The following is a 16,300-nucleotide window of genomic DNA, read 5'->3' on the forward strand; positions in this document are numbered from 1 at the left end:
AAGGAGCGCACCCCATGGCCACCGCCGACCGGAACGACGACCCCGCCGTCAGCGTCTGCTTCGTCGTCACCATCGACGACATCGAGCTCGGGTCCTTCAACACCTGCGAGGGCCTGGGCTGCGAGGTGGTCCTGGAGACGCGTGAGGAGGGCGGCAACAACGGGCACGTCTGGCAGCTGCCGACGCGCCTGAAGTACTCCAATGTCAAGCTGTCGCGGCCGCTCACCCGGGAGACCGAGAAGGTGGCCCGCTGGTTCGCGAGCATGACGACCGGGTTCACCCGCAAGACCGCCCACATCGAGGCGCGTACCGGGGACGGGCGCAAGGTCGCGCAATGGGGGCTGCTCGAAGTGGTGCCGGTGCGCTGGACCGGGCCGTCGTTCACCCCCGAGTCGCCGAAGGTGGCGATCGAGACCATCGAGATCGCCCACCACGGCTATGTGATGGAGGGCTGAGCGGCATGACCCCACCCCCACCGCCTCCCCCGTCCGGCACTCCCGGCGCACCCATCGCGTTCAGCGCGGCCGGCACCTCCGGTGTGGCGTCGGCCGGGAAGGGCGCGTCCGCCCGGCCGAAGCTGGAGCACGCGTATCTGGAGCTGCGGACGCCGCCCTCGGGCGGCGGCCTGACGCCGGGCGCGCCGTGCGGGCGGATCGACTTCCAGTTCAATCCGAAGGAGTTGAGCCTCACCAAGGCGGCGGCGTGGAAGCGGACGCCGGCGAAGGGGGCGAAGAGCGCGGGGCCGCCGGAGTATCAGGGGCCGCAGCCCAGCAAGTTGACGGTGGAGATGTTCTTCGACGCGGGCGACACCCAGGACACCCGGGTGGTGACCTCGGTGGAGCAGCTGTTCGCGTGCTGTGTGCCGACGAGCGAGACCCGGCAGCAGCAGCGGTCGTCGCCGCCGTGGGTGGTCTTCCACTGGGGCGGGCTGACCGGGTTTCCCGGTTACGTGAGCCAAGTGCAGGCGAAGTACACGCTGTTCACGACCTCCGGTGTGCCGATCCGGGCGGTGTGCCTGGTGACGATGGAGGAGATCAGCGGGGAGACGCCGGGGCAGAACCCGACGTCGGGGGCGCTCACCGCCCGCCGTACGCACCGGGTGGCGGCCGGGGACTCACTGCCGTCCCTCGCCCAGCGCGAGTACGGCGATCCGGCGGCCTGGCGGGTGATCGCGGAGGCCAACGGCATCGACGACCCGCTGCGGCTGGCGCCCGGCACGCGGCTGCTGCTGCCCGCCCCGGACGAGCTGGGCCGGCTGCGCGCGGAGTCCGCTCCCGACCGGCGGGGGCCGTGATGGCGGCCCCGGGTGTCACCTCGGCACTGATCGTGGAGGTCGGCGGGAGTCCGCTGCCGGCCCGGCTGATGAACACGCTGGTGGAGGGGTACGTCGACGACAGCCGTACGCTGCCGGACCTGTTCCTGCTGCGGTTCCGCGACCCGGACCGGACGCTGCTCTCCCAGGGCGGGATCGCGGTCGGCACGGAGATCCGGCTGCTGGCCCGCGGCGGCGGTGGTACGGAGCCGCGGCCGCTGCTCACCGGGGTGGTGACGGCGCTCGAACTGGAGCTGGACGAGTCGGGCACGTTCACGGTGGTGCGCGGGCTCGACGAGACGTACCGGCTGCTGCGCGGGGTACGGGTGGCCGGCTACCAGAACATGACGCCGGCCGACATCGTCGCGCAGGTCGCGCAGCGGGCCGGTCTGAAGCCGGGCACGGTGGACGTGGCCGGTCCGGTGCTCGACCACGTGGCGCAGGCCAACGTCAGCGACTGGGATTTCGTGCGGGCGCTCGCGGAGGAGGCGGGCGCCCAGGCGTACGTGCGGGACGGGATGCTGCATGTGGTGCGGCCGGCAGAGGCGGGCGGGGCGCCGGACGCCTCGGCCCGCGCGGACCGCGATCCGCTGGTCCTGGAGCGGGGGGCGAACCTGCTGCGCTGCCGGGCGTCGGTGTCGGCGGCCGAGCAGGTCTCCGAGGTGGAGGTGCGGGGCTGGGACGTGCGGGGCAAGCGGGCCCTGGTGGGCCGGGCCCCGGCGGGCACCTCGCCGACGCTGGCGCTCGGGGTGACGGCGGCCCAGGTGACGGAGCCGTTCGGGGAGGCCCGGCACGTGGTGACGGACGGCGGCTACGGCACGCAGGAGCGGGTGGACCGGGCGGCGAAGGCGCTCGCCGAGCGGATCGCGGGCTCGTTCGCGGAGCTGGAGGCGGTGATCCGGGGGAACCCGGAGGTGCGGGCGGGCACGGCGGTGGCGCTGAACGCGGTCGGCGCGCCCTTCGAGGGGCGGTACACGGTGACCTCGTCGCGGCACGTCTTCGACGCGTTGCGCGGGTACGAGACGTGGATCACGGTGTCGGGGCAGCAGGAGCGTTCGCTGTTCGGGCTGACGGGCGGCGGCACGGGCGGCGGGCCCGGGGGCTCCGTGGGAGCGGGGAGCGGGCAGGCCGGTGGTCTGGTCAACGCGACGGTGACGGACACGCAGGATCCGGAGGGCTCGGGCCGGGTGAAGGTGGCGTTCCCGTGGCTGTCGGACGAGTACGCGAGCGACTGGGCGCGGACCGCGCAGGCGGCCGGGACGGGCGGCGGCGAGCCGTACATCCCGGAGGTCGGCGACGAGGTGGTGGTCGGCTTCGAGCAGGGGCGCCTGGACCGGCCGTACGTCCTGGGCGGTCTGTACAACGGCCAGGACCGGCCGTCCGGCGGTGGCGCGGTGGATCCGACCTCCGGGGCGGTCGACCGGCGGGCCTTCGCCTCCAAGGGCGGGCACCGGCTCGAACTCCTCGACGCGGCGGGCGGGGCGCAGGGCGTGCGGCTGCGGACCGGCGACGGGAAGCTGACGATCGACCTGGACCAGTCGGGGACGGCCGTCACGATCGGCAGCGACGGTGGGGTGCGGATCACCGCGAAGGAGAAGGTGTCGATCACGGCCGAGGGCGGGGTGAGTGTCTCCGCCGACCGGGGCGCGCTCGAACTCAGCGGTGAAAGCGTGTTGGTGACGGCGCGTCAGGGCGTACGGGTGGACGGCGGCCAGGGAGCGGTGAGGCTCGCGACCGGCGGGGCGGTCGACGTCCAGGGTGCCACGGTGACGGTGGACGGCACCCAGCGCACGGACCTGAAGGGCGGCACCACGCTCTCGGTCAACGCGCCCCTGGTGAAGATCAACTGAAGATCGACCAGCCGGTCGCGGGTCCGGAAGCAGGAGCCGAGAGGGAGAGGAACAGACGCATGGCACAAGCCGCCGCCGCGCGGGTCGGCGACCCGACCGCGCACCCGGGGGTGCTCGGTCCTCCCGGCGTGCCGTCGGTCCTGATCGGCGGGCAGCCGGCCGCCACCGTCGGCACCGCCCACCAGTGCTCCTCGCCCGCCGCGCACCCGCCGTCCGCGCTCGCGCCGCCCGGCTCCACCACGGTACTGATCGGGGGCCGCCCCGCCGCCCGGGTCGGTGACCTGGCCGGTTGCGGGTCCGCGGTCGTGTCGGGCTGCCCGTCCGTGCTGATCGGAGGCTGAGGGAGCCATGGGACAGGAGTTCATCGGCGCGGGCTGGGCGTTTCCGCCGCGCACCGACGCGACCGGGTCGATCGCGCTCGTGCGGGGCGAGCGGGAGCTGGAGGAGTCGATCCGGCTGATCCTCGCGACCTCGCCCGGCGAGCGGCCGATGCGGCCCGAGTTCGGCTGCGCGATCAACGACTACGTCTTCGCCCCTGCCGACGCGGGGACGGCCGGACAGCTCGCGTACGAGGTGCGGCTCGCGCTGGAGCGGTGGGAACCGCGGATCGAGGTCGTCGAGGTCTCGGTCCGCTTCGACGAGGTCGACAACGGCGTGCTGTACATCGACATCGGCTACACCGTGCGCGGCGCCAACGACCCCCGGAACCTGGTGTTCCCGTTCTATGTGATCCCGGAGGAGGACCGCGCATGACGCTGCCCAGCCCCCATCTGGACGACCGGCACTTCCAGAGCCTGGTGGACGAGGCCAAACGGCTGGTGCAGCGGCGCTGCCCGGAGTGGACCGACCACAACGTCTCGGACCCCGGCGTGACGCTCATCGAGGCCTTCGCGACCATGGTCGACCAGCTGGTCTACCGCGTGAACCGGGTGCCGGAGAAGAGCTATCGCACCTTCCTCGACCTCATCGGAGTGCGGCTCCACCCACCGACGGCCGCCGGCACCGACGTGACCTTCCGGCTCTCCGCACCGCAGCCCGAGCCGGTGTTCGTCCGGGCCGGTACGGAGGTGGCGACGGTCCGCACCGAGACCGAGCCCGCCGTGGTGTTCGGCACCACCCGGGACCTGACGATCGTGCCCTGCTCGTACGCGGCGCTCGCGACCCTGCCCGCGGCGGCGACCGGGACGGAGGACGGCGGCGCCGACCGGATCGCGGTGGACCGCACCGAGGAGCTCGCGCTCGGCCGCGAGGTGCCCTGCTTCTCCCCCGCGCCCACGCCCGGCGACGCCCTCTACGTGGGCCTGTCGGCGGCGGTGCCCGCGGGCGTCGTCGTGCTGCGCCTCGACTGCGACGTCCAGGGCGTGGGCGTCGACCCGCTGCGGCCGCCGCTGGTGTGGGAGGCGTGGGACGGGCGCCGGTGGGCGGCCTGCGAGGTGGAGAAGGACGACACCGGTGGCTTCAACCGCTCCGGGGAGCTGATCCTGCACCTGCCCGCGACGCACACCGCGCTGAGCATCGTGCGGCGCGCCGGCGGCTGGCTGCGCTGCCGGCTGCTGGCGGCGGCGCCGGACCAGCCGACGTACGTGGCCTCGCCGGTGGTCCGCGGGATCACCGCGTTCACCATCGGCGCGACGGTGGGCGCCGAACACGCGGAACGGATCACGGACGAGGTCCTGGGGACGGCCGAAGGGGTCGCGGGGCAGGCCTTCACGGTCGACCGACCGCCCGTCGTGCCGGGCGAGTTCGCCCTGGAGGTGATCGCGCCGGACGCCGCCGACGGACCCGACGGGTCCGACCCGTCCTGGACGCGGGTGGACGACTTCGCCCACTCCGGGCCCGCCGACCGGCACTTCACCCTCGACGAGGGCACGGGACGGGTCGAGTTCGGGCCGGCCGTGCGCGAACGGGACGGTTCCGTACGGCACTTCGGGGCCGTCCCGCCCAAGGGGGCGACCGTGCGGGTGCGCGCGTACCGCACCGGCGGCGGGGTGCGCGGCAACGTGGCCCGCTCCACCCTGCGGGTGCTGCGGAGCACGGTGCCGTTCGTGGCGCGCGTGGAGAACCGCCGCCCGGCGTTGGGCGGCGTCGACGGCGAGACGGTCGACAGCGCGCGGGTACGCGGCCCGCTGACCCTGCGGACCCTGCAACGGGCCGTCGTGCCGCGCGACTACGAGCTGCTCGCCCGCGAGGTGGCCCCGGACGCGGCCCGGGTGCACTGCGTGCCCGAGGACGGCGAGGGCGGGGTGCGGCTGCTCGTCGTGCCGGCCGGGCGCGGCGACGTTCGCGGCCGGATCGCCTTCGAGGAGCTGATCCCGCCGCCGCGGACACTCGAACGGATCGCGGACCACCTCGACGCCCGCCGCCCCATCGGGGCGCGGGTCGTCGTCGAGCCGCCGTTCTACCAGGGCGTCACCTTCGTCGCGACCGTGCAGGCGAGCCGCGGCGCCACCGCCGAGCGGGTGCGGGAGGAGGCCCTGGCGGCCCTCGGCGGCTACTTCGACGCGCTCACCGGCGGCCCGGCCGGCGAGGGCTGGCCGTTCGGCCGCCCGGTGCAGACCGGCGAGGCGTACGCGGTGCTCCAACGCGTCGCGGGCGTCGACCTGGTGGACGACGTGCGGCTCTACCGGGCCGATCCGGTGACCGGGCAGCGCACGGAGGTGCCCGACGGCCGGATCGCCCTCGACCGGCACGCCCTGGTCTTCTCGTACGAGCACCAGCTGAGGGTCCGGGAGGTCTGACCGCCGTGCGCACCGCCGTCCCCGGGCTGCCGAGCCCGCACCCGCTGATCGACCTGCTGCCCGCGGTCTATCTGGAGCACGACTTCCTGGCCCGGTTCCTCGCCGCGCTTGACGAGGTCCTGGCGCCGGTCCTGCTGACCCTGGACAACCTGCCCGCACACCTCGACCCGCGCACGGCGCCCGAGGACTTCCTCGACTGGCTGGCGGGCTGGGTCGCCGTGGAGCCGCACGAGGAGAGCCCGCCGGAGCGGCGGCGGGCCGCCGTCCGGGGCGCGGTGGACCGGCACCGGGCGCGCGGGACGGCGCGGGGCCTCGCCCAGGCGCTGCGCCTGGAGACGGGCGGCTCGGAGCCCGAGATCACCGAGAGCGGCGGCACGGTCTGGTCCTCCGCCCCGGGGACCGCGCTGCCGGGTGCCCGGCGGCCGTGGGTCACGGTCCGCCTCCGCGTATCGGACCCGGGCCGGGTCAACCGGGCCCGCCTGGAGGAGCTGATCACCGCCGAGATCCCGGCGCACGTCGGCTTCACCCTGGAACTGCTGCCCGGGGCCGCGGGAGGTGCCGGATGACCTGTCCGACGTGCGGCCTGCGCAACGCCCTGGGGACGCCGTTCTGCACGTCGTGCGGGGCGTTCCTGAACTGGGACGGGGAGGCGGGTGGGGAGCCGGGGCCGAGAACGGGGACGGGGACGAGTGGGGGTGCGGAGCCGGGGCCGAGGACGGGGACGGGGACGAGTGGGGGTGCGGAGGCGGGTGTGGACTCCGGGAGGGATGCGGGGCCGGGCGCGTCCGGCACGGGTACGGGCGCGGGTGCGGACTCCGGTACGGAGCCGCGGCCGGGCGCGCGTCCCGCAGCCGTACGTCCGGCGGCCGTCCCGGACCCCGGGCCCCCGCAGGCCGAGCCGCGGGCGCCCCGAACGCCCGCGGTTCCGCCCCCACCCCCCGCAGCCCCCGCACCTCCGGTCGAGGCTTCCGCCGCGGCCGGGTTGCGGCGGCCCGGCGCGGAGACCGAGGCTCCGGTGCCAGGGCCGCCGCCCGAGGCTCCGGCTCCGCCGGTGGCGGCGGCCGTGCCGAGCGTGGCGCCCACGGCGGCGACCGTCCGCTGCCCCAACTGCGGCACCGACAACGCGGACGACCGCACCCTGTGCGTACGGTGCGCGCTGCTGCTCGACCCGGGGCCGCCGCCCGAGGTCCCGCCGCCCTGGTGGCGGCGGCTGCTGCGGCGCGGGCGGCGGCAGGCACCGCTCGCCGGCACCCGCCCGCGCCGGGCGTGGCGCAGGCCCAGGATCGCCCTGCCGCTCGTACTGGTGCTGCTCGCCGTCGGCATCTGGTTCGGCCTGCCGCACGCGGGACGGCTGCTCGGGCTCGCCCGGGAGGAGACGGGCACGCCCGAATCGCTGCCGCCTTCGGCGGTCCGCGCGTCCGGCGCGCTGAAGGGCCACCCGGCGGGCGCCGCCTTCGACGGCTTCAGCAACCGCTACTGGGCGCCGTCGGCATCGGGCGCGACGCTGGAGGCGGACTTCGAGGCGCCGGGGGTGCGGGTGACGAAGCTGGTGGTGTTCGCGGGCACGTCGGCGAAGAAGGACGAGTTCCTGACGCAGGCCCGGCCGGCCCGGATCCTCGTGGAGATCGTCTCGGCCGACGGCGACGCGTCGACCCGCCGGATCACCCTCAAGGACCAGCCGGGCCAGCAGACCTTCAACCTGCGGGGCTCGCGGGTCACGCGGGTCCGCATCACGCCGGAGACGGCGTACGGCACGGCACGGGGCCGTCATGTGGCGCTGGCGGAGGTCGAGTTCTTCGGCCACCGCCACTGAGCCGCCCCCTCCCTCGCCGCCGCCTCAGAGGGGCAGCTCCGTGCGGAACGCCGTGACCGCGGTGCCGCTGATCGAGACGAGGAGTTCGCCGTCGGTCGCCGTCTCGACGTGGACCCGGACGTCGCCGGGCCGTCCCATGGCCACTCCCTGCCGTCCCGTGAAGGACAGCCGGCCGTCCGGGGCGGGGACGATGCCGTGCCGGAGCAGGTACGCCCCGAGGGGGCCGTGGCCGTTGCCCGTCACGGGGTCCTCGGGGATGCCGATGGCGGGGGCGAACATCCGGGACCAGGTCAGCGGTCGGTCCTCGCCGGTGGCTCTGGTGAAGACGAAGAAGCCGTTGGTGTCCAGCTCGTGGCTCAGGGCGGTCAGCGCGGCCGCGTCCGGTCGCAGCGCGTCGACGGCCGTACGGTCGCGCAGCTGGACCAGCACCTTGGCGTGTCCCGTGGAGACGATCTGGACCGGTCCGTCGTCCGCGAGGTCCCCGGGGGCGGCGCCGAGGGCGCGCAGCAGCCTTCCGACCCGGGAGCCGCCCAGTTCGGGCCCGAAGACGGCCGCGCCCTGGTGCATGCCGATCCACACCTGGTCGCCGTCGCGGTCGATCCGCACGCGCTGCAGCAGACCGGTTCCCGTCTTCTGGACCAGTGAGCCGGCGGGGAGCCCGTACTCGACGGCCCGGGCGAAGTGGGTGGCCACGGTGGCGTGTCCGCAGGTGGGCACCTCGGTGGTGGGCGTGAAGAACCGTACTCGTACGTCGTGGTCGGTGTCGTCGGCGCGCAGCACGAAGGCCGTCTCGGAGTTGTTCAGTTCCCTTGCAACGGCGAGCATGTGACGCTTCGTCAAGCCGTCGGCCGTCAGGACCACCCCGGCGGGATTGCCGCTGAAGGGGGTACGGGTGAACGCGTCGACCTGGTACAGGACGCTCACGGCTGCTCCTCCGTTCCGGGGGCGAGGACGGGAGCGGGGGCGGCGGCCCGTTCGGCGAGCCGGACCAGGGTGCGCACCGCGCAGCCGGTACCGCCGCCGGGGGTGTAGCCGTGCGGCGGGCCCTCGTTGAAGGCCGGTCCGGCGATGTCCAGGTGGGCCCACGGCACGCCGGGCGGTACGAACTCGCGCAGGAACAGGCCGGCCACCAGTCCGCCGCCCATCCGCGCGCCGTAGTTGGCCAGGTCCGCCACCCGTGAGTCCAGGCTGGGGCGCAGTTCCGGTGGCAGCGGCATCGGCCACGCCTGCTCGCCGGCCTCCCGGGCGGCGGTCAGCACCTCGTCGCGGAAGGTGTCGGCGTCGCCCATCACCGCGAAGACGTGGTCGCCGAGGCCGAAGCGGGTGGCAGCGGTCAGAGTGGCCACGTCCACGAGCGCGTCCGGCCGTTCCTCGCCCGCCCGTACGAGGGCGTCGGCGAGGACCAGGCGGCCCTCGGCGTCGGTGTTGAGCACCTCGACCGTGCGCCCGCCGTACATCCGCAACACGTCGCCGGGGCGCAGGGCGGAGCCGGAGGGCATGTTCTCGGCCAGCGCGAGCCAGGCGGTGACGTTGACGGCGAGGCCGAGCCGGGCGACGGCCAGGACGGCGGAGAGGACGGCCGCGGCACCGGACATGTCGCGCTTCATGATCTCGTTGGCGCCGACGGGTTTGAGCGAGATGCCGCCCGAGTCGTAGGTGATGCCCTTGCCGACGAAGGCGAGGGTCGTCGTGGCCTCGGGGTGCGTGTGGGCGATCCGTACCAGCCGCGGCGGCCGCACCGAGCCCTGGCCGACGCCGAGGATGCCGCCGTAGCCGCCCTCGGCGAGCGCGTCCTCGTCGAGGACCTGGACGGCCGCCCCGTGCTCCCGGCCCGCGGCGGCGACGGCGGTGGCGAAGCTCTCCGGATAGAGGTCGTTGGCGGGGGTGTTGACGAGGTCGCGGGCCCGGTTCAGTTCCTGTGCCAGCGTGCGGGCCCGCCGTACGGCGGCCTCGGCGGGCGCCCGGAGGGAGTGCTCGACGAGGATCGTCGCCTCGCGGACCGGCGGGGTCACAGGGCCGGTGCGATAGGCGGTGAAGTCGTAGGCCCCGAGCAGGGTGCCCAGGGCCACCGCCGCCACGGCCTCGCTGCTCCCGGCCGGCAGCGCGAGGGCGATCCGGTCGGCGCCGGCCAGGGTGCGGGCGGCCGCTCCGGCGGCCCGGCGGAGCGCCTCGACGTCATAGCCGCCCCCGTCCTCACCGGTCCCGTCGGCGGCGGGTCCGAGGCCGACGGCGAGGACCAGGCCGGCCTCGACACCGGCCGGTGCGGGCAGCCGGAGCACCTCGCCCGGCGCGCCGGTCGCCCCGAAGGCGGTGAGGAGCCGGGCCGGCCCGTCGCCGAAGGCTTCGTACGTCCCCGTCCCGCGCACCGGCACGGGCCCGTCGGTGCTCTGGGCGACGCCGATCACCATCCAGTCGGCGGGCACGGATGCGGCGGGCAGGGTGGTCACGGTCAGAGTGGTCACGGTCGTACGTCCTGTTCCCTGCGGGGAAGTCCTGGTGTCGGGTCGTCGGCGGCGGGCGTCGACCGGTCCGGTCCCGGGGCCGGCGTCAACCGCCGGGTCAGGCCGACGCCGGCGAGGACGATCACCATCCCCAGGGCGATCCGGAGGCTGAAGTCCTCGTGGAGCACGACGACTCCCAGGGCCACGGAGACCACCGGCAGCAGGTAACCGACCGTGGCCGTGTTCGTGGCGCCTTCGGCGGCGATGTTCCGGTAGGTGAGGTGGAAGGTGACGCCGGTGGCGACGACACCCAGGACGACCACGGCGATCACCTGCCCGGGGGTGATGTCGATCGGTGTCGGGCCTCCCGCCGCGAGCGTCGGCGCGGTGAGGACGGTCGCCGCGACGAGCTGCGCCGCGGACAGCGAGATGGTGGGGATGCCCCGGCCGGCCAGGTGGCGGCTCATGAAGAGGAAGCCGACCGCGTAGCCGGCGGCCGCGCCGACGATGGCGAGGGCTCCCCAGCCGCCCGACTCCGTGGCATGCCAGGGCGCGAAGATCAGCACGACTCCGGCGAATCCGAGCAGGAGGCCCGTCACCCGCGACGGGCGCGGAGCGCCCTCGGATCCGACGACCACGCCGATCAGCAGGGACCACAGGGGGGTCGTGGCGTTCAGGACTCCGGCGACACCCGAGTCGATGCTCTGCTGGCCGAAGCTGAACAGGGCGAACGGCAGGGCGTTGCAGAAGAAGGCGGCCACGAAGACCCGGCCCCAGACCGACGGGCCGCGGGGCAGCCGCCGGCCGGAGAGCAGACAGACGGCCAGCAGGGTGACGGACCCGAGCAGACACCGGGCGAACGTCACCTGCACCGGGGTCAGCGCCTCCAGGGCCACCTCGATCCAGAGGAAGGTCGACCCCCAGAGGAGAGCGAGCACGCCGATCCGTGCCCACCCTCGGATCCTGTCCATGACACCGTTCACCTGCGCCTCCTTGATCAGCCCTGGTGAACGGTGCCCCACTCTTCTTGGAAGGACAAGCAAAAGGTTCTGCACCTCTGTTAAGTTGCGCTACATGCTCGATGTGAGACGCATGCAGGTGCTGCGCGCCGTGATCACCAGCGGCTCGGTGACGGCGGCCGCGGCGCACCTCGGCTACACCCCCTCGGCCATCAGCCAGCAGATCGCGGCGCTGGAGCGGGAGACCGCGGTCACGCTGCTCGAACGGGCCGGCCGGGGCGTGAAGCCGACGGCGGCCGGCCTGCTGCTCACCCGGTACGCGGCCGTCATCAGCGAGCAGCTCGCCGAGGCCGAGACCGCGCTGGCCGACCTGCGCGCGGGCCGCGAGGGCCGGCTGTCCCTCCGCTACTTCGCCTCGGTCGGCCCGACCCTGCTGGCCCCCGCCCTGGCCCGGATCCGCCGTGAACACCCGGGCGTGGCGATCGACCCCAAGGTGGCCGATCCGGATGACGCCCTGTCAGAGGTGTACGAGGGCGACGCCGACCTGGCCGTCGTCGTCCGCCCACCGACCGGCGCACTCCACGGCATCCGTGTCGTCCACCTGCTCGACGACGCGTACCAGGCGGTGCTGCCCGCCGGCCATCCGCTCGCCGCCAAGCGCGTCATCGACCTCACCGACCTCGCCGGCGAACCCTGGGTCGGCAGCGAACCCCCCGGCCCCTGCCTCGCCCCCCTCATCGACGCCTGCGCCGCGGCGGGCTTCAGCCCGGACTTCGCGGCCAGGTCCGAGGACTACGCCACCGCCCAGGGCTTCGTCGCCGCCGGACTCGGCGTCAGCCTCATCCCCCGCCTGGGCCTCAGCGCCCGCCACCCCGGCGTCGCCATCCGCCGCGTCCGCCACCCGGAACCGGTCAGGACGATCCACGCCGTGGTCCGCGAAACCTCCCTGGAACACCCCGTCCTGCGCACGCTGCTCGACGCGTTGAAGGACGCGGCCGGGGAGTGAGGGCCCGCCCGGGAAGGGGCGGGCCGGAGGGACTGTGCGGCCCCGGCCTAGGTCCCGGCGCCTAGTCCGGCTAGGGCTTCCGTCGGTTACGCCGAGCCGGGGCCCCTGCCTACCGTCGGCCCATGGAGACGACAGGCACGGACACCGGCACGGCCACGGCCACCGGCACCGGCAAACCCGCGGACACGGCCACCGGCACAGGCACGCCCATGGACACCACCGGAACCCTCGACGAGGCCCTGCAGCGGCTGCACGCGTCCGGGCCCGAGCGGCTCGGGCGGCTCACCAACCACGCGCCGATGGCCGTCGAGGCCCTCGCCGCGCACGGGCAGGCGCGCGCGGTGCACCGCTGGCTCGACCGGTACGCACCGAAGCTGGAGGAGTTCCCGGCCGGCGTCGCACCCGTCACGGCCGCCGACTGGCACGCGGCGCTGGGCGATCCGCGCCGGGCCGCCGACTGGATCGCCCACTTCGAGCGGGAGCTGGCCGAGCGGCCGTGGCGTGACGTGCTGGCGGAGTGGTGGCCCCGGCTGCTGCCCGGGATGTACGGCGGTTCGACGCACCCGGTGATCCGGGTGGGGCACGCGGTGCGCACCCTGTTGTCCGGCGAGCTCACCGGGCCGCGGCTGACGGAGCTGGCCCACGGTCTCGGCTACTGGGCCGCCCGCCACCGCCCGGTGACCGGCCTCACCCCGCTGCCCGGCGCCGGCAGCGCGGCCGACGCCCTCGACGCGGTGCCGCCCATCGCCGAGCAGGACGGCGGCTTCCCCGCCCGGCTGGGCCGCGTGACGCGGCTGCCGGTGTGGGCCGCCTCGGTCGACGACCCCGACACGGCGCACCGGCGCCTGGCCGAACTCGTCCGGGCGGCCACCCACCGTTACGCCACCCACGGCCACGGCGAGGAGACGATGCTGGTCCACGCGGCCACCGCCCCCAACGCCGTCCTGCGGACCCTCCCCGCGCTGCCCCGCGCCCTCTGGGTCCCCAGCCTGCGGGCCGCGTGGACCGCGTCGGCCGCCGTGACCGCGATGTACGCCCCGGCCGCGGGGATCGAACCCGCCCCGCCGGGATCCCTCACCGCCGACGAGGTCTTCGCCCGCGCCCTGTCCCACGGCGACGAGCACGTCATCAAGCTGACCGACACCGCCCTGGACGTGGGCGACGAGCGCGCCCTCTCCGCAGCCCTGCGCGCGATCGAGCTGAGCGCCCGCCCGGACTAGCCGCCCCGGCCGCCCCCGCTCAGGGAGCCGAGGACGCGCAGGTGGGGGCGGTCGTCGGGGCCGGGGTGGGTGACTTCGACGCGGACGCCGTAGACGTCGGCGACGCGTTCGGCGGTGAGCACCTCGCGCGGGGTGCCGGCGGCGGTCACGCGGCCGGCGGAGAGGACCACGAGCTGGTCGCAGTAGGCGGCGGCCAGGTTGAGGTCGTGGAGGGCGACGATCGTGGTGACGTCGAGGCCGGTGACCAGGTCGAGCAGGTCCAACTGGTGCTGGATGTCGAGGTGGTTGGTGGGCTCGTCGAGGAGCAGCTCGCGGGGTTCCTGGGCCAGGGCGCGGGCGATCTGGACGCGCTGGCGTTCGCCGCCGGACAGGGTGTGCCAGGGCTGGCCGGCGCGGTCCTCCAGGTCGGTGCGGCGCAGGGCGTCCCGTACCGCCCGCTCGTCGGCGGCCGAGGGGGCGGACCAGGCGCGGCGGTGCGGGATGCGGCCGAGGCGTACGACGTCGGCGACGGTCAGTTCGACGAGGGTGTCGGCCTGTTGCTCGACGACCGCGACCCGGCGGGCCACGTCGCGGCGGCGCAGCTCCGGCAGGGGCCGGCCGTCGAGGGTGACGACGCCGGAGGTGGGGGCGAGGACTCCGCTGAGCAGCCGCAGCAGGGTGGACTTGCCGGAGCCGTTGGGGCCGAGGAGCCCGGTGACGCCGCCGGGCGTGGGCGTGACGGTGACGCCGTCCAGGATCAGCCGGCCGGCGGTGGTGCGGGTGACACGTTCCGCGTGCAGGGTCATCGGTGGGCGCTCCTGCTCCGGTACAGGACGAGGACGAAGGCGGGGACGCCCACGAGGGAGGTGACGACGCCGACCGGTACCTCCTGGGGTTCGAGGACGGTACGGGCGAGGGTGTCGACCCAGACGAGGAAGACCGCGCCGCCGAGGGCCGCGGCCGGCAGCACCCGGCCGTGGCCCGAGCCGACCAGGGCGCGGGCGGCGTGCGGCAGGACGAGGCCGACGAAGCCGATGGCGCCCGCGGAGCTGACGAGGGCCGCGGTGAGCAGGGCGGTCGCGGTCAGCAGCACGAGCCGGGTGTGGGCGACGCGTACGCCGAGGGTGGCGGCGGCGTCCTGGCCGAACGCGAAGGCGTCGAGGGTACGGGTGTGGGCGAGGCAGACGGCCAGGGTGAGCGCGAGGACGGCGAGGCACAGCCACACGTCGGTCCAGCCGGCGCCGCTGAGCGAGCCGAGCAGCCAGAAGAGGACGCCCCGGGTCGTCTCGGCGTCGGCGGAGGTGACGACGACGAAGGAGGTGAGCGCGGAGAACAGCTGCATGGCGGCGACGCCGGACAGCACGACCCGGTCGGTGGTGCCGCCGAGGACGTGGCTGAGCAGCAGCATCGCGGCGAACGAGCAGACGGCGCCGGCGAACGCCCCGGCGGAGACGGAGACGGCTCCCCCTCCGACGCCGAGGACGACGACCACGACGGCGCCGGTCGAGGCGCCGGAGGAGACGCCGAGGACGAAGGGGTCGGCGAGCGGGTTGCGCAGCAGCGACTGCATCACCGCCCCGCAGAGCGCGAGCCCGGCGCCGCACACGGCGGCGAGGAGGGTACGGGGCAGCCGCAGGTTCCACACGATGCCGTCGCGGATGGGGCTGAGGCCGGACGGGGCGCCGCCGAGGTGGGCGGAGACGGCGGACCAGACGTCGGTGACGCCGATGTCGGCCGGTCCGATGGTGACGGCGACCGCGAGCGAGAGCATGAGCACGGCGCAGCCGGCGGCGGCGCGCAGGAGCGAGCCGCGCGGGGATGTCCGGTGCGGGAGTTCCCGGTGCGGAAGTGCCCGGCGCGGGAGCGAGCCGCGCGGAACCGTGCCGGTCACTTCGCGAGGCCGGAGGCGCGCAGGGCGGCGGCGACCTGTTCGATGCCCTCGACCGTGCGGATGGTGGGGTTCATGGCCTGGCCGCTGAGGAGCACGTACCTCTTGTTCCGTACGGCGTCCATCTTCTTCGTGACGGAGTCGGACTCCAGGAACGCGATCTTCTTGGCGGCGCTCTCCCCCGACTGTGCCTTGCGGGTGAGGTCGCCGATCACCAGGAGGTCGGGGTTCCGGTCGGCGACGGTCTCCCAGCCGATCTGGGGCCATTCCTCGGTGGTGTCGTCGAAGACGTTCTCGGTGCCGGTCGCGCGGGTGATGACGCCGGGCGCCCCGCAACAGCCCGCCAGGTAGGGCGAGTGCGCGTCGGAGAACCAGTAGAGGACGCTGACGCCGGCGCCGCGCAGGCCGGTGGTGGCCTTCGTCACCCGGGCCTTCAGTTCGGCGACGAGCCGCTCGCCGCGTTCCTCGACGCCGAACAGCCGGGCGAGGTCGCGCACCTCGCCGTAGACGGTCTCCATGGTGAGCGGGGTGGTGCGCCTGCCGTCGCCGCCACCGGAGTTGTCCTTGCCGAGGCAGTCGGACGGGGAGAGGTACGTGGGGACGCCGAGCTGCTCGAACTGCTCGCGGGTGGCGACGCCGCCCTTGCCGAGGGTGGAGGCGAAGGAGGCGGCCACGAAGTCGGGTTCGGTGTCGAGGACCTTCTCGAAGGAGGGGTTGTTCTCGGCGAGGCGGGGCACGGCGGCGGCGGGCTTCTCCAGGCCCTTCATGACCGGGTCGGTCCAGGTGGCGGTGCCCACCATGCGGTCGGCGAGGCCGAGGGCCAGCATGATCTCGGTGGTGCCCTGGTTGAGGGAGACGGCCCGGCGCGGCCCGCCGGGCGGGACCCGCACCGTCCGGCCGCAGTTCTCGAGGGAGCGGCTCTTCGCGTCGGCGGACGCGGCGCCGCCTCCGGTGCCGGTGGCGGTGTCGGAGTCCGTGGGGGCGCTGCCGCATGCGGTGAGGAGCAGGACCCCGCAGAGAAGCAGGGCGGCGGGGCGGGCGGGACGGTGAAGGGGCACGGCTGATCCTGGTCGTCGAGGGGCCTGTGCGCGAGG

General features: G+C 74.9%; 16 protein-coding genes. 10 read left to right on the forward strand and 6 right to left on the reverse strand.

Translation table 11 applies throughout. The features are described 5' to 3' along the window. Positions 1-14 precede the first annotated feature (14 nt). The 8 genes from ACFY7C_RS06830 (at position 15) to ACFY7C_RS06865 (ending at position 7,713) form a co-directional block, all read left to right on the forward strand. Positions 15-455: a phage tail protein gene (locus tag ACFY7C_RS06830; RefSeq protein WP_389644787.1), complete on the forward strand. Its 441-nt coding sequence runs from the start codon at positions 15-17 to the stop codon at positions 453-455. A 5-nt stretch (positions 456-460) separates the two neighbouring features. After that, complete coding sequence (locus tag ACFY7C_RS06835; protein ID WP_389644790.1) at positions 461-1,294, forward strand: LysM peptidoglycan-binding domain-containing protein; 834 nt, start codon at positions 461-463, stop codon at positions 1,292-1,294. Continuing rightward, positions 1,294-3,162, forward strand: a complete 1,869-nt coding sequence (locus ACFY7C_RS06840; RefSeq protein WP_389644793.1) for a VgrG-related protein — start codon at positions 1,294-1,296, stop codon at positions 3,160-3,162. Before ACFY7C_RS06835 ends, ACFY7C_RS06840 begins: the two co-directional genes overlap by 1 nt. 59 nt (positions 3,163-3,221) lie before the next feature. Beyond that, a complete protein-coding gene (locus ACFY7C_RS06845) occupies positions 3,222-3,503 on the forward strand; it encodes a PAAR domain-containing protein (RefSeq protein WP_389644797.1) in 282 nt (93 codons plus the stop codon). A gap of 7 nt (positions 3,504-3,510) precedes the next feature. Continuing rightward, positions 3,511-3,915 carry a GPW/gp25 family protein gene (locus tag ACFY7C_RS06850; protein WP_389644799.1) on the forward strand — a complete coding sequence of 135 codons (405 nt, stop codon included), beginning with the start codon at positions 3,511-3,513 and terminating at the stop codon, positions 3,913-3,915. Further along, a complete protein-coding gene (locus tag ACFY7C_RS06855) occupies positions 3,912-5,900 on the forward strand; it encodes a putative baseplate assembly protein (protein WP_389644802.1) in 1,989 nt (662 codons plus the stop codon). Before ACFY7C_RS06850 ends, ACFY7C_RS06855 begins: the two co-directional genes overlap by 4 nt. 5 nt (positions 5,901-5,905) lie before the next feature. After that, positions 5,906-6,466: a phage tail protein gene (locus tag ACFY7C_RS06860; RefSeq protein WP_389644804.1), complete on the forward strand. Its 561-nt coding sequence runs from the start codon at positions 5,906-5,908 to the stop codon at positions 6,464-6,466. Positions 6,467-6,915: 449 nt separating this feature from the next. Continuing rightward, positions 6,916-7,713, forward strand: a complete 798-nt coding sequence (locus ACFY7C_RS06865; RefSeq protein WP_389644807.1) for a discoidin domain-containing protein — start codon at positions 6,916-6,918, stop codon at positions 7,711-7,713. Positions 7,714-7,737: 24 nt separating this feature from the next. On the opposite strand, the gene ACFY7C_RS06870 is transcribed toward ACFY7C_RS06865, so the two are convergent. Genes ACFY7C_RS06870 through ACFY7C_RS06880 form a run of 3 tightly spaced genes read right to left on the reverse strand, consistent with a single transcriptional unit; the run spans position 7,738 to position 11,125 of the window. Beyond that, complete coding sequence (locus ACFY7C_RS06870; RefSeq protein ID WP_389644810.1) at positions 7,738-8,637, reverse strand: PhzF family phenazine biosynthesis isomerase; 900 nt, start codon at positions 8,635-8,637, stop codon at positions 7,738-7,740. Beyond that, positions 8,634-10,175 (reverse strand): leucyl aminopeptidase, encoded by a 1,542-nt coding sequence (locus ACFY7C_RS06875; protein ID WP_389644813.1) that lies wholly within the window; start codon positions 10,173-10,175, stop codon positions 8,634-8,636. Before ACFY7C_RS06875 ends, ACFY7C_RS06870 begins: the two co-directional genes overlap by 4 nt. Continuing rightward, entirely contained in the window at positions 10,172-11,125 is a 954-nt protein-coding gene (locus ACFY7C_RS06880) for a DMT family transporter (RefSeq protein WP_389644816.1), read from the reverse strand. Before ACFY7C_RS06880 ends, ACFY7C_RS06875 begins: the two co-directional genes overlap by 4 nt. 103 nt (positions 11,126-11,228) lie before the next feature. On the opposite strand from ACFY7C_RS06880, the gene ACFY7C_RS06885 reads away from it, so the two are divergent. Together ACFY7C_RS06885 and ACFY7C_RS06890 are read left to right on the forward strand one after the other, a co-directional pair. Then, the gene (locus ACFY7C_RS06885; protein ID WP_389644819.1) at positions 11,229-12,119 is read left to right on the forward strand and encodes a LysR family transcriptional regulator; all 891 of its coding nucleotides are present in this window, start codon (positions 11,229-11,231) and stop codon (positions 12,117-12,119) included. Positions 12,120-12,328: 209 nt separating this feature from the next. Beyond that, a complete protein-coding gene (locus tag ACFY7C_RS06890; protein ID WP_389646036.1) occupies positions 12,329-13,339 on the forward strand; it encodes a questin oxidase family protein in 1,011 nt (336 codons plus the stop codon). On the opposite strand, the gene ACFY7C_RS06895 is transcribed toward ACFY7C_RS06890, so the two are convergent. The 3 genes from ACFY7C_RS06895 to ACFY7C_RS06905 all read right to left on the reverse strand — a co-directional run bounded on the left by ACFY7C_RS06895 (position 13,336) and on the right by ACFY7C_RS06905 (position 16,264). Next, positions 13,336-14,124 carry an ABC transporter ATP-binding protein gene (locus tag ACFY7C_RS06895; protein ID WP_389644822.1) on the reverse strand — a complete coding sequence of 263 codons (789 nt, stop codon included), beginning with the start codon at positions 14,122-14,124 and terminating at the stop codon, positions 13,336-13,338. The two genes, ACFY7C_RS06890 and ACFY7C_RS06895, sit on opposite strands and share 4 nt — an antisense overlap. Continuing rightward, a complete protein-coding gene (locus ACFY7C_RS06900) occupies positions 14,121-15,089 on the reverse strand; it encodes a FecCD family ABC transporter permease (RefSeq protein WP_389646039.1) in 969 nt (322 codons plus the stop codon). The genes ACFY7C_RS06895 and ACFY7C_RS06900 overlap by 4 nt, the downstream gene beginning before the upstream one ends. Before the next feature lie 116 nt (positions 15,090-15,205). Next, positions 15,206-16,264 carry an ABC transporter substrate-binding protein gene (locus ACFY7C_RS06905; RefSeq protein WP_389644825.1) on the reverse strand — a complete coding sequence of 353 codons (1,059 nt, stop codon included), beginning with the start codon at positions 16,262-16,264 and terminating at the stop codon, positions 15,206-15,208. Positions 16,265-16,300: the final 36 nt, after the last annotated feature.

The organism is Streptomyces sp. NPDC012769, from assembly GCF_042901205.1.
In the GTDB taxonomy this organism is placed as follows: Bacteria; Actinomycetota; Actinomycetes; order Streptomycetales; family Streptomycetaceae; genus Streptomyces.